This window comes from Alkalihalobacillus sp. NPDC127517, from assembly GCF_050276055.1.
In the GTDB taxonomy this organism is placed as follows: domain Bacteria; phylum Bacillota; class Bacilli; order Bacillales; family Bacillaceae_D; genus Alkalicoccobacillus.
In genome coordinates this window covers 109,540-132,778 of the sequence record NZ_JBNNQX010000008.1, presented here as the reverse complement: position 1 = coordinate 132,778, position 23,239 = coordinate 109,540, and the positions used below count along the sequence as shown (strand labels likewise).

Sequence of the window (23,239 nt, the reverse complement as noted above, 5' to 3'; positions counted from 1 at the left end):
ATTTTTTATATTCATTCAATTAGGGCTAGAATCAGTCGTTGGTCTCAGATTGAAGCCTTTTATAATATTGTCCCTTTTCCACGTATTCTGAACGAATTCGTTCCATATCAGCACGATCTTCTTCGGTCAGCTCTCGTATGACTTTGGCGGGTCGTCCAAACGCAAGTGTATGAGCAGGAATCTTTTTTCCTTGAGGAACAAGACTTCCAGCACCGATAAAAGCACCTTCACCAATCTCCGCACCGTCCAAAATGATAGATCCCATACCGATTAATGCTTTTTTGTGAATCGTACAACTATGTAGCATAGCTTGATGCCCTACTGTGACATCGTCCTCAATAAGAAGTGGATAAGCAGGGCTTTGGTGAAGCATGGACTGGTCTTGGATATTCACGCGTTTTCCAATACGTGTTGGCGAAACATCACCGCGAATGACCGTTTGAAACCAAATGCTTGATTCATCACCAATCTCGACATCGCCGGAAATCGTTACATAGTCAGCAATAAAAGCACTGTCTGAGATACGTGGTTTTTTGTTCAGATATGAATAAATCATGTAGGTTCATCCTTTCCGTCTCTTAAAAAAAACGCTATACTTAATCTTAACCTAATTCGATACGAAGGTAAAAACCAACGATGACTTATGTGGTAGCAAGGAGCTGAGGAATGTGTGGAAATGGGAAGTATCTGAGCCTAGAGGTGTCGTTGTGATGGTTCATGGCGCAGGTGAACATCACGGACGTTATGAATGGCTAGCAAAAAAATGGAACGAGCATGGCTTTGATGTCATTATGGGTGATTTACCTGGTCAAGGTAAAACAAGAGGTCGCCGCGGTCATATTCAGTCCTTCGGCCAATACTTAGATACTGTTGAGGAGTGGCTTGATGCAGCAAGAGAAAAAAGGCTTCCAATCCTTCTTTTAGGACACAGTATGGGAGGACTCATCTCCATTCGTACCGTGATGGAACGAGATAACTCACTAATCTATGGTGTCATTTTATCCTCTCCATGCCTGGACTTGAGTCATCCACTACCGAAAGTAAAAAAGGCTGCCTCCAAAGTATTACAGCATGTGGCACCAACCTTTAGCGTGAACTCCGGAATCCGCTCCGATCGAGCAACCCGAAATCAAGAGGTAGTAGAAGCTTATTTGACTGATCCCTTAAAAGTGAGTAAAGTGTCCGCAAGATGGTACCAGGAACTTGAAAAAACGATGCGACTTACAAGAAGATATCCAGAAAAATTCCCAAATATCCCCTTGCTCGTCCTTCAGGCAGGAGAGGATTTTCTTGTTGATAAACAGGCAACTCAGGAATGGTTTAACCATCTAGTCCTTACCCACAAAAGCTACAAAGAATGGGATGGGTTATATCATGAAATCTTTAACGAACCTGAGCGAGATGAAGTGTTTCGTCATGCTGTGAGCTTTGTGAATTTAATGTTTCCTTGATGAGCAGACAGAGTTGTGTCTGCTTTTTTGTGTAGATAAGAAGTGAAACGATATAAGAAGAACAAACTATTTTACGAGGAATCAATTAAAAACCCCCTCCATCTTTAGGTGGAGGGGGTTCGCTATCTATCTCGCTTCGCCACGTTTTAACAGTTCAAGCTTTCCTGTTTCAGGATGAATAACAAGTCCGTGAACAGGTACTTCTTTTGGCATCAGAGGATGGTTTTCAACAATGCTTACGCTATGGCTAACACTTTCTTCAACATCGCCAAACCCAGTTAAGAATTGTTTAATATCGACACCTGCATAATCAAGCGTGTCGATTGTTTTCAAGTCAACACCGCGCTCTTCGGCCTTTTTCAGGAAGCTCTCGGATTCGAGACCGGCCATTCCGCACATATGGTGGCCAATAATCATCACTTCTTCTGCTTGTAGCTCGTACACAGCAAGTAAAATACTTCTCATAATACTTCCAAAAGGATGAGAAATCACGGCACCTGCATTACGAATGATTTTTGCATCACCTTGTCCTACGTTCATGGAACGAGGAAGCAGCTCGGCTAAACGTGCATCCATACATGTAAGGATCACTATTTTTTTGTTAGGGAACTTCGTTGTTTGATAGTTTTCATACTCTTTTTCATCAACGAATTGCTGGTTAAATTCAAGAATGTTGTCTAAAATGGACACGTTTCTTCACTACCTCTCAATATAATTAGCGTTTTTCAATGGCGATGATAAAGGGTGGAGCATTTTTTTGATTAATAAAACCATACCGCAAAACATGGGCTTTGTCTTGTGGAAGCTGTTCAACAAAATCTAAAACTTGATCTTTTTCAATTGCTCCCTCAGGGTGACCATGGTAAACCACGAGTACAATCATCCCACCAGCTTGCATAGCCTCAAACAATCGAGAGATAGCCTCAATCGTTGTTTTGGCTAAGGTAGTAATTTGTTTGTCACCGCCTGGAAGATAGCCTAAGTTAAAAATGGCTGCTTTTAATGATGATACATGTTCGGGCTCGATGTGTTCAACAGCATGTTCATGTCCGGTTTGATGAAGATAAACCCGTTCATGTAGACCTTGATTGCGCAAACGCTCTTTGGTCGTTTGAATGGCTTGTTCTTGAACATCAAAGCTATACACATGACCGGTTGCACCAACAAGTCCCGCTAAGTAACAGCTGTCATGACCATTACCGGCTGTTGCATCCACAGCTGTATCTCCAGGTTCTAGTGCTTGTTCTAATAAGATTCTAGCGAAGGGAAGAATACCTTTTAGCTTCACTTGGTAGGAGCCTCCGCTCTATAGTGAATTCCCTGCCAGGTTCCGCGATCCTTTAATTCATTTTCAATACTGTTTAGTACATCCCACTTGTTCATACTCCACATTGGACCGATTAAAAGTTCGGGCGGACCGTCACCAGTTAATCTGTGAACGATCATTTCTTCTGGAATGACTTCTAATTGATCGGCAACTAACTTCACATACTCATCCATATTCATTAAATCAACAAGCCCTTTTTCATATTGCTTAACCATGCCTGTTTTCTTTAATAAATGGAGCAGGTGGATTTTTATCCCTTGAACATCAAGCTTGGCCACTTCTTTTGCTGTTTCAAGCATCATTTCCGGTGTTTCTAAAGGTAGTCCGTTAATGATGTGAGAGCAAACTCGAATGCCATGCTTTCGAAGCTTCGCAACGCCTTCTTTGTAGCACTCATAATCATGGGCGCGGTTGATAATGTTTGCAGTCCGCTCATGGACAGTTTGAAGTCCTAATTCTACCCACAGGTACGTACGTTGATTTAATTCTGCTAAATATTCTACAACATCATCAGGTAAACAATCTGGTCTTGTTGCAATCGAAAGACCAACCACACCTTCTTGTTTTAGAATAACCTCGTAGTAATTTCTTAACGTTTCAACAGGTGCATATGTATTTGTGTAGGCTTGAAAGTAGCCAATATACTTGCCTGTTTTCCATTTTTTATGCATTCGCTCTTTAATTGTGTGGAATTGAGTGACTAAGTCATCACTACGGTCTCCGGCAAAATCTCCAGATCCTCGTACACTACAAAATGTGCATCCGCCATGAGCAACTTGCCCATCACGATTCGGGCAGTCAAACCCTGCATCAAGCGGAATTTTAAATACTTTGGTGCCAAAGTGGTCACGGAGATGAGCACTCCATGTGTAATACCTTTTATCTATAAAGTGACTAGGCATTGAATCGGTCGCTGAATTCATCAAATCTACCTTCCTGTAAAACAAGTTGATATATAGTATGCTTATTTTTATCCTCCATTTTATCACGTGAAATTCGTAAGAGCCAATGAATTAAAAGGAAGCGGTCCATTTTAATGAAAAAATGAATTGCTTTTCTTATTTACTTGCCATAGGATTACGATTGGAGTGGGAGTTACCGTTAAGGAGAGTAAAATACGTTGCCAAAATCAATTTGGATTTTATTAATCACGATGACCATGAGTATCACGGGTGCTTCGTTTTTGTGGCCTTTAAATGCCATTATTATTCACGAGGAGCTAGGGAAGTCACTGACGGTTGCTGGTTTTATCTTACTATTAAACTCTGCAGCAGGAGCATGTGGAAATTTAGTTGGTGGTAGATTGTTTGATGAGATTGGTTCCTATCGCACATTAATAATCGCACTAAGCATTGCCACAGGTAGTGCTTGTTTACTGGCGTTTCAATATAGCTTCTATTTTTATATGTTTCTATTAATGGGGATTGGGTTTGGATCTGGGATGATGATTCCTACACTTTATGCATTAGCAGGATCACTTTGGCCTGAGGGTGGTCGTCGTCCGTATAACGCCATTTATGTATCTCAAAATGTTGGAGTGGCACTAGGGACAGCGCTTATTGGAATCATTGCACAAAATGATTTAACAAACGTATTTCGTGCAAATGCACTTATGCATATGGCCTTATTTGTCTTTGTCATTTTCGCCTTCCGAGGGCTCGAAGCACGCGGAGCAAAGGCTCGGGTAAAAGAATTACGAGAAAAGATTCCGTTTCGCGTCCATTACCGGATTCATGCTCTTATTTTAATTAGCATTGCGTTTGTCATTTGTTGGATGGGATACACGCAGTGGCAGGCAAATGTCTCTGTACACACGCAAAATCTTGGAATATCACTTGGGTCATATAGTTTGTTTTGGACAGTAAACGGGCTCTTAATTGTTTGTGCTCAGCCTCTGCTCGCTTGGGTGATTCGTAAGTGGATTCAACAAATCAAGGCGCAAATGATCGCGGGTGTCTTATTGTTTGCACTATCCTTCCTCGTGTTAACACAAGCAGAACAGTTCTCGATCTTCATGGTTGCGATGATTATCTTAACGATCGGTGAAATGTTTATTTGGCCGGCTGTTCCAACAGTTGCAAGTCAGTTAGCACCAAAAGGAAGGGAAGGCTTTTACCAAGGGCTCGTAAATAGTGTGGCGATGGTAGGACGTATGGTAGGTCCTGTCTTTGGCGGATTTATCGTTGATGTATACTCGATCTATGTATTATTTTACGTGTTAGTAGGCATGCTTATTGTATCTATTCCATTTCTAATGGCCTATGACAAACCTTTGAAAAAGCAAATAAAACAAACGAGACAAGCACCCAATTTGTAAACAATCTGAGCGGTCGCTTGACAGAGCGGGTACAACTTCATACAATACTAATAAGTTCATATGAGATGTTGATGTTAACGAGGACTAGTAGATGTTATCTGGGATTGCAGAGAGTTGGCGGAGGGTGCAAGCCAATCGAACAGATTCATCGAACTCGCCTCCGAGTCTTGAGGGTGAAGTGGAGTAGCCTTCAACGGGTAACGACCGTTATTTGTGTAAAGAGTGAACAGAGGATCGTTCTCTGTTAATCTGGGTGGTACCGCGGGATAAGCATATATGCTAACTCTCGTCCCTGATAATGCAACATGTTATTAGGGACGGGAGTTTTTTGTGTTGATGCAAACGGACTCATGTTTACAACGGACTGGACCATAAACCATTACAGGAGGAAGTACGATGTCTTTTTCACATAATAAAATCGAACCAAAGTGGCAAGCACATTGGGAAGAAAATAAAACATTCCAAACAAACACGAAAAGCGACAAGCCAAAATACTACGCGTTAGATATGTTCCCTTATCCATCAGGTGCGGGACTTCATGTAGGTCATCCAGAAGGAATGACGGCAACTGATATTTTATCAAGAATGAAACGGATGCAAGGCTACGAAGTCATGCACCCAATGGGTTGGGATGCGTTTGGTCTTCCTGCTGAGCAATATGCGATTGATACAGGAAATGCACCAGCTGCATTCACTCAATTAAACATTAATACGTTTCGTAGACAAATTAAAGAACTTGGTTTCTCTTACGACTGGGATCGTGAAGTTGATACAACGGATCCAAACTATTACAAATGGACCCAATGGATCTTCATTAAACTGTACGAAAAAGGTCTAGCTTATGTTGATGAAGTGGCAGTAAACTGGTGTCCAGCACTAGGAACAGTTCTTGCGAATGAAGAGATTGTTGATGGAGTCAGTGAGCGCGGGGGGCACCCTGTAGAGCGTCGTCCAATGAGACAGTGGGTATTACGTATTACAAACTATGCGGATCGCTTACTTGAAGACTTAGATGATCTTGATTGGCCAGAAAACTTAAAAGACATGCAGCGTAACTGGATTGGTCGTTCTGAAGGGGCCGAGGTTGACTTTGCAATCGATGGCTTTGATGATGTGATCTCTGTGTTTACCACACGTCCTGATACGTTATTCGGTGCAACTTATATGGTATTGGCACCTGAGCATAAGTTAGTGTCAACCATTACGACAGCGGATCAACAAGACGAGGTTGAAGCATATCAAAAGAAAGTCGCAACAAAAAGTGATCTTGAACGTACGGAGCTTTCTAAAGAGAAATCAGGTGCATTTACAGGAGCCTATGCAATTAACCCAATCAACGGAGAAAAGATCCCTGTTTGGATTGCTGACTATGTGTTAGTAAGCTACGGTACGGGAGCAATCATGGCTGTCCCTGCGCATGATGAACGTGATTACGAATTTGCGACTGCTTTTTCGCTTCCAATTCGTGAAGTAGTTGCAGGTGGAAACATTGATGCTGAAGCCTATACGGGTGACGGTGAGCATGTGAACTCTGATTTCCTAGATGGGTTAGGAAAAGAAGAGGGGATTCAAAAAGCAATTGCTTGGCTTGAAGAAAAAGAAGTAGGAACAAAAAAGGTGACCTATCGTCTTCGCGACTGGTTATTCAGCCGTCAACGTTATTGGGGAGAACCGATTCCAATCATTCATTGGGAAGATGGAACTTCAACAACTGTTCCTGAAGATCAGCTTCCACTCGTGCTACCTGAAATGGAAGAGATTAAGCCGTCTGGAGCGGGGGAGTCCCCACTTGCTAACGCAACAGAGTGGTTAGAAGTAACAGATCCTAAGACTGGAATGAAAGGCCGTAGAGAAACAAATACGATGCCGCAATGGGCAGGTAGCTGCTGGTACTATCTTCGTTACCTTGATCCAGATAATTCAGAAGCACTAGCTGATCCTGAGATCTTGAAGGAATGGTTGCCGGTAGATATGTACATTGGTGGACAAGAGCACGCTGTCTTGCACTTATTGTATGCACGTTTCTGGCACAAATTCTTGTATGATATCGGTGCTGTACCTACAAAAGAACCGTTCCAGCGTTTATATAACCAAGGAATGATTCTAGGCGAGAACAACGAGAAGATGAGTAAGTCAAAAGGAAATGTTGTAAATCCGGATGATGTCATCAAATCACATGGTGCCGATACATTACGTTTATATGAAATGTTTATGGGGCCACTTGATGGAACGATTGCTTGGTCGACAAATGGATTGGATGGTTCACGTCGTTTCCTTGAACGCATCTGGAGATTGTTCATTGAAGAAGTAACTGGAGACTTAAGTCCAGTAATTCGTGAAGCTGAAGGATCTGAAACGTTAACTCGCGTGTATCATCAAACGATTAAAAAGGTCACAGAGGACTTTACGGAGCTTCGCTTTAACGTAGGGATCTCACAAATGATGGTTTACATTAATGAGGCTTATAAGCAAGAGGTCTTACCAAAGGATCAAATGGAAGGTTTCGTGAAGATTCTTTCTCCAATTGCGCCTCACTTAGCTGAGGAGCTTTGGTCGAAGCTAGGTCATACGGATACGATTACGTACGAAGCATGGCCAACATTTGATGAGTCGAAGCTTGTAGAGAACGAAATCGAGATCGTTGTTCAAGTGAATGGAAAGCTAAAAACAAAGCTTGTCATTCCAGCGGATGCAACACGTGAGCAAATGGAAGAGCTTGCCCGCGCCGATGAGCTTGTTGAGCAGGCGATTGCTGACAAACAAGTTCGAAAAGTCATTGCTGTACCAGGGAAGTTAGTCAATATTGTTGTAGGGTAATAGAAAAGCGGAGACAAAGCATGAAAGTAGATCATAAAACACGAACATAGCACCATATCCGCTACAGGAGAATCCCTCGCACCCACAAGAACGGCCTCAGCCCCTTTCGCGGAAAGGGCGCCGCTACAGTGTCTTCACCATGTTCTGTTCCGTAGGAGTCTCGGGTTCACACCCGCTACTTTTGCAAAAACACAAATGGCGAATGATTCAATTGTTGAATCATTCGCCATTTTTCAAGTTAATTATTAGTAATCCTTACTCTCGTTCTGCAGCTGATTTTCCTGCTGTGTAGCCTGTTGAGAAGGCACAGGTAATATTGTATCCACCTGTGTAGCCATGAATATCAAGCACTTCTCCGCAGAAGTATAGGCCTTCTGCTTTTCTAGAATGCATGGTCTTTGGTTCAATTTCTTTTACCGAAACACCGCCGCCGGTTACAAAGGCTTTTTCAATGGAAAGCGTACCTGTTGCTTGGATAGAAAACTGCTTCATCGTATTTGCAAGCTGACGCAAGACGTCATGAGAGATGTTGGCACAGGTTGCTTCAGCGTTTATGAAATGAAGGTCGTACAAGTACAATAGCATCCGTTCTTGAGTAACGCCTTTTAAGACATTCTTCAATTGCTTTTTTGGTTCTGCCTTCACGAGCTTCCATAGCTCCTGGAAAAGGTCTTCACCCGATTTTGCAGGAAACAAATCAAGACGAAGCTCAATTGCCGGCACGTCAAATTTCTTTAACGCTTTTACCACGTATTGACTACAGCGCAAGGCAGCTGGACCAGATACACCAAAGTGAGTAAAGATCATATCGCCTTCATGGGTTTTGATCGTTTTTCCTTTAGGATTAATAACAGATAATTCGATCTCACGCACAGAGAGGCCTTGAAGGACTTTACCCTTTATAAATGGGTCTAGTGAAGTGATTGGTACCTCGGTTGGATAAAGTTCAGTAATGGTGTGTCCAGCTTTTTTCGCCCAAGGATACCCATCCCCTGTTGAACCAGTATGAGGCACGGATTTGCCACCTGTTGCAACGATAATTGAACGTGTTTCAAGTATTTGACCATCCATTAATTTCACGGCATGTACATGACCATCTTTATAATCGATGGTTTTGACAGCTGAATCCGTCCAAATCGTTACTTTTAATTCTCGAATCCGACGCAACAAGGTATCAACAACGGTTTGCGCCTTATCATTAATCGGAAACATCCGACCTCGATCTTCTTCTTTTAACTCAATTCCTAGCCCTTCAAAGAACTCAATGATGTTCTCATTATCAAAGGTAGCAAAAGGACTATGCATAAATTTCCCGTTCCCAGGAATATGCTCTATTAGCTGCTTACGTTCCATACGGTTTGTTACGTTACATCGACCACCACCAGAGATGGCTAACTTGCGGCCTAATTTATTTCCTTTATCTATTAAGAGAACGCGGGCTCCATGCTCTGCAGCAGCGACAGAAGCCATTAGGCCAGAAGGACCGCCTCCTATTACAATTACATCAAACATAAAAATCTCCTTATCATTCAGGTCATTTGCTTTTCTTATACTATCATAGATCTCACAGAAATAATAAAACGGTTGTATGATACGCTCATTAAAGTTGATGAAAAGAGCAAAAACCTTTAAAAATCCAACACATAAAAGTGAAAATCTGTTAAAATAATTTAATATGTAAGCGCTTTATTTAATCATTGAAAGCGGTGGTAGCTTGATTAACTGGGGGTTTAATCAACTTCATAGTATTAAACATAAGATTATCATGATCGCTATTTTACAATTAGTCTTTTTTTGTTTGATGGGTGTCATAAGTTTTCAAGTATTTACAGCTGTCTATGAAAAAGAAGTGTACAACGAATCAGCTAACACACTAAACATTTCTTCAACTGTGCTTGACGAGGAACTTCGTAAGGTTGAACAAATATCCTTCCAAATTGCGACCGATCCAGTGATTCAAAATTATATGGAAGGCATTAACTCAGAATATATCGGATATGACGTTTATCGTACAAAGATGTTTTTAATGGAACGTTTAAATGCGTATTACTCTCAAGAGCGCTATATTTCATCTATTCAAATAGAAGATACATTCGCAGAATATTATGTTGTTGGGAATGAACCAATAAGACATTTAGTGGACCAAGACTGGAAAGAGGAAATGAAAGCTGGCAAAGGCGCTAATGTGTGGATGCCTTTATCAGATCAAGGCGTTCTTGTTTCAACCAGAGAAATGAGAAAGGCCAATGATCTTAGCTTAGCCTTTCTTGGGTCCGTCTTTATTACAATTGATATGAAAGAATTTATCTCTGATACGTTAAATCTCTCAGATGAAAAAAGCTTTGTCATGATGAAGGATCAAGACATTATTCTCTCTCAAAACTTTCCTAAGGGGGCTGAGCCTCTAATAGAAGATTTGTCCGAGGGAAGTTACCAGGTGAAGAAGTGGAATGGGAGTGAATATTTTTTAACCTATCAACGATCCAGGCATTCAGATCTCTCCTATGTCAATATCCTCCCATTTGATAATGTATCCTCAAAGACCAGCTTACTTAACAAATTAATGATTGCTTCATTTATCATTTTCTTAGTGATTATTTTATTAGTCAGCCGTAAGCTCGCCAGAACTATTTCAAAGCCACTAGAAGAGTTAACTAAGAAAATGAAGCAAGTAGAACTAGGTAATGTGAAACCGATGATTGAAGAAAATGTGACACATTCCTCAGACGAAATTGGGCAGCTTCATACGAATTTTGTTTCCATGATCGGACGAATGAATACATTAATCGCTGAGAATTATTCAAAACAGCTTGTGATTAAAGAAACAGAATATCGTGCATTACAGGCTCAAATTAATCCTCATTTTTTATATAACACGTTAGATTCAATTAATTGGTTAGCAAAGATGAACAAGCAACAGGATATTTCGAGCATTGCAGAGTCACTCGGAAATATGATGAGAACCATTATAAGCAAGAAGGAGCCTTTGATTACATTAGAAGAAGAGCTAACAATTGTTCATCACTATATGGTCATCCAATCCTATCGGTATAAAAGCAGACTGACCTTCTCAATGGAGCCACCAGACGATTTAAAGAATCTACGAATTCCTAAACTGACGATTCAACCCATTGTTGAAAACGCAATTCAACACAGCTTAGAAGAAATGATTGGTGAATGTCAGATTCATATATTCTTTAAGGTGGTAGGAGAACATCTATATATTACAGTTCAAGACAACGGAGTAGGGATGACTCGAAGCACAATTGATTCCATTTATGCAGGGACAGTTAAACCTAAGCGTTCTGGAATAGGCCTTGCAAATATTATGGAACGGCTACGGATTATGTTCGGGGAACCGTATGGTATTCGAATTGAAAGTAAGGTTGGAGTGGGAACAGCTGTAACCGTAAAAATTCCTAGTGTAAGGGAGTGAACAATCGTGTATTCCGTTCTTTTAGTAGATGACGAAATCAACATTCTTGAAGGGATAGCAGCACTCGTTGATTGGAACCGTTGTGGAACCAAGCTCGTTGGAAAAGCCAGTAACGGTATTGAGGCATTGGAGCAAATAAAAGAGAAGAAACCGGATGTAGTGATTACAGATATTAAGATGCCTGGATTAAATGGAATTGAATTACTTAAGCAGGCGCATTCTATGTTTCCGTCCACTAAATGGATCATCCTGTCTGGACATGATGAATTTGATTATGCTCAAACAGCTATGGAATATGAAGTGAAACATTACCTATTAAAGCCTTCTAATGAATCAAAAATTGAAGATGCCCTCACTCAAATTGTTGCTCGACTCGCGAAGGAAAAAGAAGACGCAGCGTTTGTAGGGAAGATGAAAGAAAAAATGAATGAAATGCTACCCAAAGCAAAAATGCAGGTATTAAAGGAATTCTTAACAACAAATACATTTGGCACGCAGGAATTGGAATATTATAAACACCTGTTTGAACCAGATGAATGGACCAGCTGTTTAAAGCTTGTTGTACTGACAGTTGATAAGCCAGTGCTTGATTCCCATTCATATGTCCAATCTGATGAGTTTGAGCATTTTTATGCATTAAAAGAAATGGCTACTTCAGAGATAGAGAAAACTCAATCTGTCTGGCTTTCAACGACTATTGGAGAAAAAGTTGTGATCTTACTTGAAAGTGGTTCTGATGATCAGCTTATTTCAATCTTGGAAGATGTGGGAAACCACTTTACTCACTTTTATCAGATGACGTTCACTAGTGCAGTAACTAGAGAGAGCACTCTAATGGAACTTAGACCATTGTACCGAGAAGCGTTACAAGGTTTAGCAGAACGATTTTATTTAGAGGAGGGAGGAATTATTTCAACAGGTCTTATTGATCAGCAGCCATTTCGGATGGATGAACTTCAATTTAATCATGAGGAACTATTGGTCTTTATCCGAAGCGGTAACAAAACCGAAACGGAACATTATCTTCATCATTACTTCTCTTATATTTCGGAAAAAAAATATGATGTAGGCATTGTAAAAGCACACAGCTTAGAGCTGTATATGTCCATCATTCGTCAGGCTTCGAATGAGTTGATGGATGAACTATTCGCAGCGGTGGCACAGTTCCAGAGATTACACACGTTTCGTCAAATTGAAGGATTTATGATGCAATACACAAGTAAGGTTGTACACGAAAATTACAAATCAACCAAAAAGCAAATTAGCACGACCATACAAAGGCTGTGTGATTATGTTGAATCGTCCTACTGGGATTCAGAGTTATCATTACTGCAGCTTTCAAATGATGTGTTTTATATGAATGCAGATTACTTAGGGAAGCTGTTTAAAAAAGAAATGGGAGAAAAATTTTCATATTATCTAATGAAGCTTAGAATCAATAAAGCAATGGAACAGATGTGTGACACAGAAAATAGCAAGGTGGCAGAGGTGGCGGAATTAGTGGGATTTGGTAATAATCCACGTTACTTTAGTCAAGTCTTTAAAAAGCAAACGGGTTACACACCAAAAGAATACAAAGAAACCTATTGTTTAAGCGTATCTGAAAAATAATCCTGATCCTGATAAACGATCCTTCACATTATCCTAGGAGGCGAACAGATGAAAAAAGCAAACGGTTTGTTCATGGTTTCAGGGGTTGCACTAGCTCTAATTCTTACCGGTTGTCAAGAGAATGCAGCAAGCGAGGTAGAGGATGATGGGGAAAATGAAGTGACGCTACGAATGTCATGGTGGGGGTCTCAACAAAGAAACGATTTGACCTTGGAGATCATTGAAAAATATGAGGAGCAAAATCCACATGTGACAATCAAGCCGGAATTTACCGGATGGGACGGATACTTCGAGAGAATGGCCGCACAAGCAGCGGGGAACAACCTACCTGATATTATGCAACAGAATTTCGGCGAATATTTGAATCTGTATGCCAGTCAAGGATTGCTAACGGACCTTTCGACCTTCATTGAGGATGGTACCTTAGATGTGAGTCAAGTGGAGGATGACATTTTACAGACTGGAGAAAAAGACGGTAAGCTACTAGGAATCCCAACAGGGACAAATGGGTTAACCGTTGCCTATAACAAACAGTTATTAGAAGAGGCAGGAATTGCACTTCCGACCAATGATTGGACATGGGACGATTTTAAAGAGATTGCAGAGCAGGCTCACGCTGAACTCGATATCTACGGATCAGGTGCACTCGGAACAGGAAATACATTTGAGTATCACCTGAGGGAGAGGGGATCTACACTCTTTAATCAGGAAGGTACGGCTCTTGGGTACGACGACGATCAGTTATTAGTTGAGTACTTCACGTTAAATAAGGATTTAGCAGATGCTGGCGTCATTCCAGGATTGGATGTGACGAATCAAATTCAAGGTCTAGAAGACGAATTAATCGTCCATAAGAAATCTCCAATCGCCTTTGTCCATTCAAATCAAATTCTGGTTCTTTCAAATGCAGCAGATTACTCATTTGATTTGAATGTATTACCTGGTGAGTTTAATGAGCGAGGAATGTATTTGAAACCATCAATGCTATGGTCCGTTAGCGAAAACTCAACTCAGAAGGAAGAAGCTGTAAAATTTATTGATTATTTTGTAAATGAACAAGAGGTTTACAACATTAGTGGGTCTGAGCGTGGTGTGCCAATCAACAATGAGATTAGAGAAACGATGAGAGCCAATCTTAATGAGGTTGAAGCGAAGATTTTTGATTACATTGAATATCTTACTGAAAATAGCTCACCCATTGATACGAATTTCCCATCCCAAGCCAGTGAAATCTTTAACGCATTAGAACAAGTTGACGAGCGAGTGATGTATGGTCAGATTACTCCTGAAGAAGGTGCGAGTGAATTTAGAACCGAATCGGAACGGATTCTAGGGGATTAAAAAGACCGTAATATGAAATGAAGAGGCTAGAACGTAACTAAAATTCACTGAGTATGTGGCGAATGATTCAACGAATGAATCGTTCGCCATTCGTATTTTTATTAACGAGTGGAAGATTTCTTTGTGAATGAACTACGTTTTATCTGATCTTTTTTACATACTATTTGAGACCTCTGTTTTTTGAACATTTTAGATCTGATTATTTGATTCCCAGAAAAATAAGGATGGTGTACGATAAATACAGCTTAAGAAAGCGCTTTCAAAATATAAAGGGGGTTGCTTGATGAAAAAGAAATGGATGTTCTTAACGGCTTCTGTATTAACAGCTTCACTTGCTTTAGCTGCGTGTGGAGGGGCTTCAGATACTGGTGGAGAAACGACTGATTCTGAAGGTGGTAGCAGTGGTGATGAGCAAATTAAATTGCGTATGTCTTGGTGGGGTTCTCAGGAACGTCATGACATGACATTTAAAATCATTGAAATGTATGAGAAAGAAAATCCAAATATTAAAATTGAGCCGGAATTCACCGGATGGGATGGCTACTTTGAGCGTATGGCTGCTCAAGCTGCAGGAAACAATTTGCCAGATATCATGCAACAAAACTTTGGTGAGTATCTAAATCTTTATGCAAGTCAGGGATTACTTGCCGACTTGAACGAATTTAAAGATAGTGGAGCTCTCGATTTAAGTAAGGTTGACGAATCGATTGTTCAATCTGGTATGAAAGATGATCAGTTACTAGGCATTCCATCTGGTACAAATGCTCTGACTGCCGTTTACAATGCGGAGATGCTAGAAGAAGCTGGAGCAGACCTACCAACGGATGATTGGACATGGGAGGATTTCGAGGAAATTGCCTATAAGGTTCATGATGAGCTAGATACGTATGGTACGCGCTCGTATGAAGCAGGTAATATTTTTGAGTACTACCTAAGAGAGCAAGGGTTTGCTTTGTTTAATGAAGATGGCACCGCTCTAGGTTATGACGATGATCAAATCCTAACAGACTATCTTACAAGAGCTAAACAAATGGTTGATGATGGAGTTGCTCCTGGATACGATGTGATTCAGCAGATTCAAGGAATTGAAGATGAATTAATCGTACACAAAAATGCTCCATTTGATTTAAGATGGTCCAACCAAATGAAAACAATGTCTATGGCAGCAGATTATACATTCGATCTAAATGTATTGCCTGGAGATAACATTTCTCAGGGAATGTATCTCAAGCCAGCTATGCTTTGGTCGGTAAGTGAGAACTCTGAGAACAAAGAAGAAGCAGTGAAATTCATCAACTTCTTTACGAATACGAAAGAAGTTTTTGAAACAATTGGATCTGACCGCGGTGTACCGATCAACAACGAAATCCGTGAAGAAATGCGTGCGGACCTAGATGAAATTGAAACAAAAATCTATGATTACATCGATAAAGTAACAGAAAACAGTTCACCTATTGATACGAACTTCCCGGCTCAATCTTCTGAGATTCTAAACGAGCTTAATACAATTGATGAGCGAGTCATGTATGGACAAATTACACCTGAAGAAGGCGCTGCTGAATTCAGAAAGTCAGCTGAAATGATTTTAGGAAATTAATGTAGAGGAAGTGATCCTATCATGAACGATATGAAGGGGATCACTTTCTTTGGCTAAAGAAAATGATCTGTAAGGAGTGGAGATTATGGCACAAAACCAGACGGGAAAAGAAACCGTGGTCCCAGTTAAACCGCCTTTTAAAAAGCCGTTTAAACGACCTAAACGATTGCGTACAGGCTATGAAGAGCTGTCAGGATATGCATTTATTTCGCCATTTATTATTGGATTAGTTGCGTTTACTCTCTACCCTATTGTCTATTCCCTTTATCTTTCCTTCACGAACTATGGGATGGGAGGAGCGTATGAATGGATTGGACTGGCAAACTATGAACGAATGTTCACATCAGATGATACATGGAGACAGTCATTAAAAGTGACCTTCTTATATGCGGGTACAGCAGTCCCTATTCGTCTTGTATTCGCGCTTATGGTAGCTGTTGCTCTAAACAAAATTGTAGAGGCGGTTGGTCTTTACAGAACGATGTTATACCTTCCATCTGTAGTCGGTGGAAGTATTGGGATTTCCATTATGTGGAGACAATTGTTTGGTAACGATGGGGCTTTTAACTCTGTGTTAGCCTCGATTGGACTACCAACACATTCGTGGCTTGGTGACCCAGGTACAGCCATTTGGACACTTGTTGCTTTATATGGCTGGCAGTTTGGTTCATCAATGCTTATTTTCCTTGCTGGACTACGTAACATTCCAAAAACGTTTTATGAGGCATCTGCGGTAGATGGCGCGAAGCCTTGGCAGCAATTCTTTAAGATTACCATTCCTTTGTTAACGCCGGTGATCCTTTTTAACACGATCATGCAGACCATCCAAGGATTTATGGCATTTACCCCAAGTTTCATTGTTACAAATGGTGGGCCGATGAACAGTACACTTCTTTATGTGCTGTACATGTACCGTCGTGCGTTTGAATTCTTTGATATGGGTTATGCGTCTGCGATGGCATGGGTCATGTTAGTTATCATAGCGATCTTTACAGCGGTTATCTTTAAAAGCTCTGATAAGTGGGTTCACTATAACGATTAACAAGGGAAGGAGAAAATCACATGGATACACAACGAAAAAAACGCATAAAGAAAATCGTTCAACATATTTTAATGATCATTTTTACGCTCATTATGCTTTATCCTTTAGCTTGGATGGTGATGAGTTCATTTAAACAAAGCTCAGATGTGTTTGTAGATGCACACACACTAATCCCTAGAGAGTGGGCTTTTGAAAACTTTTCAGAAGGCTGGCAAGGATTCGGTGGAATTACGTTCACCACTTTCTTTAAAAACTCATTTGTAATCACGATTATTTCAACGATTGGAAGTGTCATTTCTTCAACATTTATTGCATATGGCTTTGCTCGTATTAAGTTTACAGGCAAAAAAATGTGGTTTGTTCTAATGATGCTTACACTAATGCTTCCGTATGAAATGGTTATGATTCCACAATACGTTATGTTCTCAGGTTTTGGCTGGATCGATACGTATCTGCCATTGATCTTACCGACATTCTTTGGTGTTCCGTTCTTCATCTTCTTGATCATGCAGTTTATTCGGACCATTCCTACTGAGCTTGATCAAGCAGCGAAGATTGATGGGTGTAATACGTTTTCCATCTTCTTCCGAATCATTGTTCCACTTGTTGTTCCGGCCATGATGACAGCAGCCATCTTCTCCTTTTATTGGAGATGGGATGACTTTATGGGACCGTTAATTTACCTAGTGACCCCTGAAAAATATCCTGTGTCACTTGCTCTAAAGTTGTTCTCTGACCCAAGTGCTGTAACAAACTGGGGCGCAATGTTTGCGATGACAACGGTTAGTATTTTACCAGTGTTCTTAATTTTCTTCATCTTCCAGCGCTACATTGTAGATGGCATCAGTACAAGTGGATTGAAATCGTAGTCAGTGTAGTGTGGAATCATTGTAGTCGAACAGATAGGAGAGATCACAATGGAAATGAATCGGCTGTTTACTGGAATCTATAACCTCTGTAAGTGGATCACCTACTTCTTCTGGCTCAATTTATTTTGGGTAGGAGGGACATTGTTAGGTGGGATTGTACTGGGCTTTATGCCTAGTACAACTGCTGTTTTTGCGATAGCGAAACGGACTGCGGCAGGAGAAGAGGACATTCCTTTATTCAAAACATTTGTCCGTGAGTATCGTCAGTCCTTCTTACGTTCGAATGGAGTTGGTGGCATTCTTTTTGTCATCTCTGCTATCTGGTACATTGACTTTATGTTTGTTAGACAGTGGGATGGTGCCTTCCATTCGGTTATGCATGTTGCCTTGATTGTGATTGGACTTGCGATCGGAATGCTGATGATGTATGTGTTCCCTGTAATGGTTCATGATGCGGAGTCGATTAAGAAAACATTAAAAAAAGCGCTCTTTATCGGTTTTCTGCACCCAACGAACATGGTGTTTCTATTTGCTAGTCTATTATCAACCTACTATTTTTTAATTTTCCTTCCTGGTTTAATACCTTTAGTAGGCATTAGTTTTTTCATTCATGTGAACATGTGGATCGCCTACAAAGGCTTTGAACGCATCAATGAAATGCACGGGAAACATCAAAGAAAGCAAGCTGACACGCAGGCATCGGTATAAAGTGTGAAAGATCTATGGACATAACTAAATATGAAGTGGAATTAGGCGAGTGATTCAAACTAAGAATCATTCGCTATTTATGTTTTTTTTGAAATTATCTAACAATCTATCCACAATGAGTTTGGCTTCATGAAATCACCTGTAAAACAAGCCATTTCTATACTCGAGAAATCCGGCATTCAAATCTTTCTACAGGAGCAGTCTGTTAAAAATAGTATAGAAAAAGTTTAGATAGAATTCCCTTTACGCTTTGATCCAATTATTTTCTTATTTTGTCCATCATTTGGGTTTTAAGTAAATAAAACAGGGAATAGAGAAGTGGAGATCGTGTAAGGGGGATATGACCGTGTTAAAAAAGAAACGATTAACGACCACAAATAGAGATAGTATGGTCGATATTACTCGTGAAGTAGAATCGGTTGTAAATGAATCGAATATAAAAGAAGGACAGGTTGTTATTTACTGTCCGCATACAACTGCAGGCATTACGATTAATGAAAATGCAGACCCTGATGTAAAAGAAGATATGCTAATGAGGTTCCGAGAAGTTTACCCATGGGATCATCAACAATATAAACACGCTGAAGGAAATAGTGCAGCTCACTTAAAAGCAAGCACGGTAGGTTCATCACAAACCATTATTATCTCTGAAGGTAAATTGATCCTTGGCCAGTGGCAAGGCATTTACTTTTGTGAATTTGATGGCTCAAGAGCTAGAACCTATTATATAAAAGTCAGCTAATTGGGAGAGTGATCGTGTGAAGGCAGAGATCATTTGGCGTTCGAAGGCGAAACTAGGCGAGGGTCCGTTTTGGGATGAAAAGCAGCAGGTTCTTCACTGGGTTGATATTGATGGATGTAAGTTAAATACCTATTCACCTAACGAGAAAGAAAATACACAGCTTTCCTTTGGACAAAAGGTGACAGCCGTTGTGAAGCGGAAAAAAGGCGGATACATCTTAGCTATGACAGATGGTCTCTACTTATTTGATGCGGATCGTTTGGAAAAGGTAGCTTCTCCGGAAAAGACTGTGCCGTATCACCGTTTTAACGATGGGAAATGTGATCCTGCTGGGCGCTTCTGGGCCGGTACAATGGTCATCGAAGGCTCAGAAAAGGATGCTACGCTCTACAGACTTAATACGGACTATACATGTGACAAAGTAATCGAAAATGTCCAGATTTCGAATGGACTAGCATGGGATACGAAGCATCATCGCATGTATTATATTGATACACCAACTCAACAGATTGTCTCCTATCAGTATGATGAGACAAGTGGAGAGATTCACGGAAAAGAAGTGGTGTATACTTTTCCAACATCTGAAGGCTCACCAGATGGTATGACCATTGATCAGGACGGGATGCTTTGGGTGGCGATGTATAATGGCTGGCAAGTCATTCAATTAAATCCATTTACTGAAGAAATGATTCAGTCAGTAGAGGTAGGAGCAAAGTGCGTGACTTCTTGTGCCTTTGGAGGAGAAGATTATCAGACCCTTTATATCACAACCGCATCAAGTGGTGACGAGGATGATCCACATGGTGGTGACCTGTTTGCTGTTGAAACACAGTCAAAAGGCTATAAACCCGATGAATTTGCAGGTTAAGAACTGCTTTTTCTGCTAACACTTGTATAAGTAGAACGATGATATGATTGAATAGATAATCTTGAAAAAAGGGCGATGATTCCACAACAATGGAATACTCGCTCTTTTTGGTTTTTCATCCTGATTTTTTTACACGATTCGTCACGATTATGCAGAATCAATCTATGCTACAATTCAATTTAGATCTTTTTCGGAATGTACAGGAGGAAAACATGGCCGATTCAAATTTGATGCGCGGTACAAAAGTCTTAACCGCTGCGACACTTGCTTCAAAAATTCTAGGCTTTATTTACGTCGTTCCTTTCTCTGCCTTAGTTGGTCAAACAGGGTTAGGGTTATATTCGTATGGGTATACGCCTTACACTATACTACTCAGCTTAGCGACGTTAGGGTTTCCACTTGCAGTCTCTAAGTTCGTCTCAAAATATCAATCAATGGGTGATTACGAAACGGGATATCGATTATTTAAGTCGGGGTTACTCGTGATGAGTATAACTGGTTTAATAGCCTTTCTTCTCTTGTTTTTCTTAGCTCCTGTTATTACACCTCTCGTTTTGCCGAATGAACAATCAGGTGTAAATTCGTATGAGGATATTACATTTACAATTCGTATGGTTAGTGTTGCTCTGCTTATCGTTCCGATTATGGGGATGATTCGAGGGTATTTCCAAGGGTCGGGGCAGATGATGCCAACAGCTGTCTCTCAGGTAATTGAACAAATTGTGCGCATCTGTTTTATTTTGGCGGCTGCTTTTTTAATCATGAACGTAGGGAACGGTGAAATCGGGCTAGCTGTCGGTTTTGCGACCTTTGGCGCATTTGTTGGAGGATTGGCCGGACTGGCTGTTCTTCTTTTGTATCTCTTTAAAAGTCGGACAACGATCATCGGTCTAGCAGAAAGCAAACATTCTAAAAAGCCATTACCGTTAAAAGCCATGTACAAGGAACTCATTTGGTACGCTGTTCCACTTTCAATTGTAGGTCTGGCGATACCATTATTTCAGTTAATTGATACGATGACCATTAACGGTGCGCTTGCCAGTATTGGAATGGGTGAGGTGTCTGAGAATTTTGTAGGAGTGCTGACGCAATCGGCACACAAGATTGTCTTGATTCCTATGGCTCTAGCAACCGCATTATCAATTACATTGGTACCAACCATAACAAGAGCGTATACAGAAGGTGACCAAGCCAAGCTTCAGAGATTAATTACGCAAACCTTCCAACTGATTTTATTTATTACATTGCCAGCAGCCGTTGGATTAGCCGTATTATCGGACCCTATCTTTGTGGCATTGTTTAGTCTGGAGGATTTGGCTATTGGGGGAGAAACGCTGCAGTACTATGGTCCAATTACGTTGTTATTTTCTCTTTTCTCTGTGACGGCAGCTATCCTTCAAGGGATAAATCGTCAAATGCTTGCGATCACAGCCCTATTAGCTGGTCTAATCTTGAAACTTACTCTAAATCATTTCTTACTTGTTACAATGGGGCCAAATGGAGCTATTTTAGCAACCTACATTGGATTTATCGTCGCAATTGGTGTGACCGTGTGGGGAATAGGTACGTATACTTCATTTTCTTATCAGAAAATTGCACAAAGAGGGGGCATCCTTCTCATCTTTTCACTTGTCATGGCAGCTGTCGTTTGGTTTATTACGATGGGACTGCGTATAAGCTTTCCGTTGGAGAATCGCTTCAATAGCTTCGTTTTATCTGGAGTGGGCGCATTATCTGGAGCGATTGTCTATGCGTATCTGACATATCGCTCTCGTTTAGCCGAGGTTGTTCTGGGCGAACGGTTTAAGAGACCAGACTAAAGTTTAGAGATTTTGCGTCATTGGCGCACGATTTTCAACAAGTTATGACAGCTTCCTCCTCTTTTTCAAAAGCCCGCGCTCTGCTATAATAAAAAGACTGACTATGTTCGGGTGAAGTGGGGGAGGCAATGAAGTATTCATTAATAAAAGATCATGATTGGTTGCTAATCCTGACAGTATTTGCGCTAGCTTCCTTTGGTGTGTTAATGGTTTTTAGCTCAAGCTATGTGGAAGGCATGTATATGGGAGAAGGAGGAAGTGGAGATCCTTACTTTTTCTTGAAACGGCAAGTTGTCTGGTTTATACTCGCCACGATTCTTTTTATCTTTTTTATGCATTTTAATTATCATGTATTTAAGAAACTAACACCGTTTATATTAATCTTATCTTTTTTATCGCTATTTTTAGTGTTGGTAGGATTCGGTAGTTCTGGTGGGGGAGCTCAGCGTTGGTTGCAGCTTGGGCCATTTAGACTTCAACCTTCCGAATTCGTTAAATTGGGAATGGTGATTTATCTTGCTCAAGTGTATTCTCAAAAGCAAGTGTATATTCATAAATTCATTAAGGGAGTCTTACCACCTTTAATTGTTGTTGGGCTGATCTTTATTCTTATCATGCGCCAACCGGATTTAGGTACGGCAACTGCGATTTTAATGGTCACGTTCTTTATTATCTTTTTATCAGGAGCACGATGGATACATATCATTGGACTAGGTGTTGTTGGTGGTTCGTTATTTACAGTATTGGCAGTTTCCGAGTCGTATCGCTTTAGACGATTAACTTCTTTTGTCGATCCTTTTGCAGATCCAATGAATGATGGGCTTCAGCTCATTCAAGGCTATATCGCGTTTGCACATGGAGGGCTTACGGGAACTGGATTAGGTGGTAGTGTACAGAAACTTTTATATCTACCTGAGGCACATACTGATTTTATCTTAGCCATTATCTCAGAAGAATTAGGGATTCTTGGCGTGTTGTTTGTCCTAATCTGTTATGGAGTAATCCTTTTTAAAGGGGTCCTAGTTGGGATGAAGTGTAAGAGTCCATTTGGCAGCTTACTTGCTTTTGGTATTGTGTTTCAATTGGCCATTCAAGTGGTCTTTAATATTGGTGCGGTGAGTGGATTGCTTCCGATTACCGGAATTACGTTGCCACTAGTGAGTAACGGTGGATCATCTCTACTTGTTACGATGATATCAATCGCCATTTTAGCGAACATATCCCGTCATAACATTCGCCAAAGTCGTTTGAAAGAAGATCTTGATAATCAGGTTAAAACAGCCTAGCTGAAGG

The 23,239-nt window shown here is 40.6% G+C and carries 19 protein-coding genes and 1 other annotated feature; of the genes, 14 read left to right on the top strand and 5 right to left on the bottom strand.

Annotation, left to right across the window (positions count from 1 at the left end; all coding sequences use genetic code 11):
* Nucleotides 1-31 precede the first annotated feature (31 nt).
* The gene (locus tag ACQKKO_RS12580) at nt 32-556 is read right to left on the bottom strand and encodes a gamma carbonic anhydrase (protein ID WP_498647674.1); all 525 of its coding nucleotides are present in this window, start codon (nt 554-556) and stop codon (nt 32-34) included.
* Nucleotides 557-668: 112 nt separating this feature from the next.
* Here ACQKKO_RS12580 and ACQKKO_RS12575 point away from each other — a divergent pair, with 112 nt between their 5' ends.
* The gene (locus ACQKKO_RS12575; protein ID WP_498647672.1) at nt 669-1,451 is read left to right on the top strand and encodes an alpha/beta hydrolase; all 783 of its coding nucleotides are present in this window, start codon (nt 669-671) and stop codon (nt 1,449-1,451) included.
* A 126-nt stretch (nt 1,452-1,577) separates the two neighbouring features.
* Here the strand turns inward: ACQKKO_RS12575 and ACQKKO_RS12570 are convergent, their stop codons facing one another.
* Genes ACQKKO_RS12570 through mnmL form a run of 3 tightly spaced genes read right to left on the bottom strand, consistent with a single transcriptional unit; the run spans nt 1,578 to nt 3,701 of the window.
* Complete coding sequence (locus tag ACQKKO_RS12570; RefSeq protein ID WP_498647671.1) at nt 1,578-2,141, bottom strand: beta-class carbonic anhydrase; 564 nt, start codon at nt 2,139-2,141, stop codon at nt 1,578-1,580.
* 25 nt (nt 2,142-2,166) lie between these two features.
* On the bottom strand, nt 2,167-2,739 hold the full coding sequence (gene mnmM, locus ACQKKO_RS12565) for a tRNA 5-(aminomethyl)-2-thiouridylate-methyltransferase MnmM (protein WP_498647669.1): 573 nt from the start codon (nt 2,737-2,739) through the stop codon (nt 2,167-2,169).
* Nucleotides 2,736-3,701 (bottom strand): tRNA modification radical SAM protein MnmL/YtqA, encoded by a 966-nt coding sequence (mnmL, locus tag ACQKKO_RS12560; protein ID WP_498647667.1) that lies wholly within the window; start codon nt 3,699-3,701, stop codon nt 2,736-2,738. The genes mnmM and mnmL overlap by 4 nt, the downstream gene beginning before the upstream one ends.
* 197 nt (nt 3,702-3,898) lie before the next feature.
* Between mnmL and ACQKKO_RS12555 the strand changes: the two genes are divergently transcribed.
* Both ACQKKO_RS12555 and leuS read left to right on the top strand, forming a co-directional pair.
* Entirely contained in the window at nt 3,899-5,095 is a 1,197-nt protein-coding gene (locus ACQKKO_RS12555) for an MDR family MFS transporter (protein ID WP_498647666.1), read from the top strand.
* A gap of 65 nt (nt 5,096-5,160) precedes the next feature.
* Nucleotides 5,161-5,392 (top strand) — a binding site (T-box leader).
* A 99-nt stretch (nt 5,393-5,491) separates the two neighbouring features.
* Entirely contained in the window at nt 5,492-7,912 is a 2,421-nt protein-coding gene (leuS, locus tag ACQKKO_RS12550) for a leucine--tRNA ligase (RefSeq protein WP_498647664.1), read from the top strand.
* A 255-nt stretch (nt 7,913-8,167) separates the two neighbouring features.
* On the opposite strand, the gene ACQKKO_RS12545 is transcribed toward leuS, so the two are convergent.
* Entirely contained in the window at nt 8,168-9,424 is a 1,257-nt protein-coding gene (locus ACQKKO_RS12545; RefSeq protein ID WP_498647662.1) for a BaiN/RdsA family NAD(P)/FAD-dependent oxidoreductase, read from the bottom strand.
* 202 nt (nt 9,425-9,626) lie between these two features.
* Between ACQKKO_RS12545 and ACQKKO_RS12540 the strand changes: the two genes are divergently transcribed.
* From ACQKKO_RS12540 to ftsW, 11 genes are all read left to right on the top strand, one after another.
* Nucleotides 9,627-11,348 carry a sensor histidine kinase gene (locus ACQKKO_RS12540; protein WP_498647661.1) on the top strand — a complete coding sequence of 574 codons (1,722 nt, stop codon included), beginning with the start codon at nt 9,627-9,629 and terminating at the stop codon, nt 11,346-11,348.
* Nucleotides 11,349-11,354: 6 nt separating this feature from the next.
* The gene (locus tag ACQKKO_RS12535; protein WP_498647660.1) at nt 11,355-12,959 is read left to right on the top strand and encodes a response regulator transcription factor; all 1,605 of its coding nucleotides are present in this window, start codon (nt 11,355-11,357) and stop codon (nt 12,957-12,959) included.
* A 48-nt stretch (nt 12,960-13,007) separates the two neighbouring features.
* On the top strand, nt 13,008-14,300 hold the full coding sequence (locus tag ACQKKO_RS12530; protein ID WP_498647659.1) for an ABC transporter substrate-binding protein: 1,293 nt from the start codon (nt 13,008-13,010) through the stop codon (nt 14,298-14,300).
* 283 nt (nt 14,301-14,583) lie between these two features.
* Nucleotides 14,584-15,897: an ABC transporter substrate-binding protein gene (locus ACQKKO_RS12525; RefSeq protein WP_498647657.1), complete on the top strand. Its 1,314-nt coding sequence runs from the start codon at nt 14,584-14,586 to the stop codon at nt 15,895-15,897.
* Nucleotides 15,898-15,982: 85 nt separating this feature from the next.
* Nucleotides 15,983-16,939, top strand: a complete 957-nt coding sequence (locus ACQKKO_RS12520) for a carbohydrate ABC transporter permease (protein ID WP_498647656.1) — start codon at nt 15,983-15,985, stop codon at nt 16,937-16,939.
* A 20-nt stretch (nt 16,940-16,959) separates the two neighbouring features.
* Nucleotides 16,960-17,808, top strand: coding sequence for a carbohydrate ABC transporter permease (locus tag ACQKKO_RS12515; protein WP_498647655.1), 849 nt, complete (start codon nt 16,960-16,962; stop codon nt 17,806-17,808).
* 48 nt (nt 17,809-17,856) lie between these two features.
* A complete protein-coding gene (locus ACQKKO_RS12510) occupies nt 17,857-18,516 on the top strand; it encodes a YesL family protein (protein WP_498647653.1) in 660 nt (219 codons plus the stop codon).
* Nucleotides 18,517-18,856: 340 nt separating this feature from the next.
* Nucleotides 18,857-19,258, top strand: coding sequence for a secondary thiamine-phosphate synthase enzyme YjbQ (locus ACQKKO_RS12505; RefSeq protein ID WP_498647651.1), 402 nt, complete (start codon nt 18,857-18,859; stop codon nt 19,256-19,258).
* Nucleotides 19,259-19,274: 16 nt separating this feature from the next.
* Nucleotides 19,275-20,126, top strand: coding sequence for an SMP-30/gluconolactonase/LRE family protein (locus tag ACQKKO_RS12500; RefSeq protein ID WP_498647649.1), 852 nt, complete (start codon nt 19,275-19,277; stop codon nt 20,124-20,126).
* Between the two features lie 212 nt (nt 20,127-20,338).
* Nucleotides 20,339-21,946 carry a putative polysaccharide biosynthesis protein gene (locus ACQKKO_RS12495; RefSeq protein WP_498647647.1) on the top strand — a complete coding sequence of 536 codons (1,608 nt, stop codon included), beginning with the start codon at nt 20,339-20,341 and terminating at the stop codon, nt 21,944-21,946.
* A gap of 128 nt (nt 21,947-22,074) precedes the next feature.
* Nucleotides 22,075-23,232 (top strand): putative lipid II flippase FtsW, encoded by a 1,158-nt coding sequence (ftsW, locus tag ACQKKO_RS12490; RefSeq protein ID WP_498647645.1) that lies wholly within the window; start codon nt 22,075-22,077, stop codon nt 23,230-23,232.
* The last annotated feature ends 7 nt before the right edge of the window (nt 23,233-23,239 follow it).

Excerpts from the sequence above, each read along its gene's own strand:
- ACQKKO_RS12505 (WP_498647651.1), top strand. The coding sequence starts at position 18,857 with ATGACCGTGTTAAAAAAGAAACGATTAACGACCACAAATAGAGATAGT.
- ftsW (WP_498647645.1), top strand. The coding sequence starts at position 22,075 with ATGAAGTATTCATTAATAAAAGATCATGATTGGTTGCTAATCCTGACA.
- ACQKKO_RS12545 (WP_498647662.1), bottom strand. The coding sequence starts at position 9,424 with ATGTTTGATGTAATTGTAATAGGAGGCGGTCCTTCTGGCCTAATGGCT.
- ACQKKO_RS12510 (WP_498647653.1), top strand. The coding sequence starts at position 17,857 with ATGGAAATGAATCGGCTGTTTACTGGAATCTATAACCTCTGTAAGTGG.
- ACQKKO_RS12520 (WP_498647656.1), top strand. The coding sequence starts at position 15,983 with ATGGCACAAAACCAGACGGGAAAAGAAACCGTGGTCCCAGTTAAACCG.
- ACQKKO_RS12580 (WP_498647674.1), bottom strand. The coding sequence starts at position 556 with ATGATTTATTCATATCTGAACAAAAAACCACGTATCTCAGACAGTGCT.
- mnmL (WP_498647667.1), bottom strand. The coding sequence starts at position 3,701 with ATGAATTCAGCGACCGATTCAATGCCTAGTCACTTTATAGATAAAAGG.
- ACQKKO_RS12530 (WP_498647659.1), top strand. The coding sequence starts at position 13,008 with ATGAAAAAAGCAAACGGTTTGTTCATGGTTTCAGGGGTTGCACTAGCT.
- ACQKKO_RS12515 (WP_498647655.1), top strand. The coding sequence starts at position 16,960 with ATGGATACACAACGAAAAAAACGCATAAAGAAAATCGTTCAACATATT.
- leuS (WP_498647664.1), top strand. The coding sequence starts at position 5,492 with ATGTCTTTTTCACATAATAAAATCGAACCAAAGTGGCAAGCACATTGG.
- ACQKKO_RS12495 (WP_498647647.1), top strand. The coding sequence starts at position 20,339 with ATGGCCGATTCAAATTTGATGCGCGGTACAAAAGTCTTAACCGCTGCG.
- ACQKKO_RS12525 (WP_498647657.1), top strand. The coding sequence starts at position 14,584 with ATGAAAAAGAAATGGATGTTCTTAACGGCTTCTGTATTAACAGCTTCA.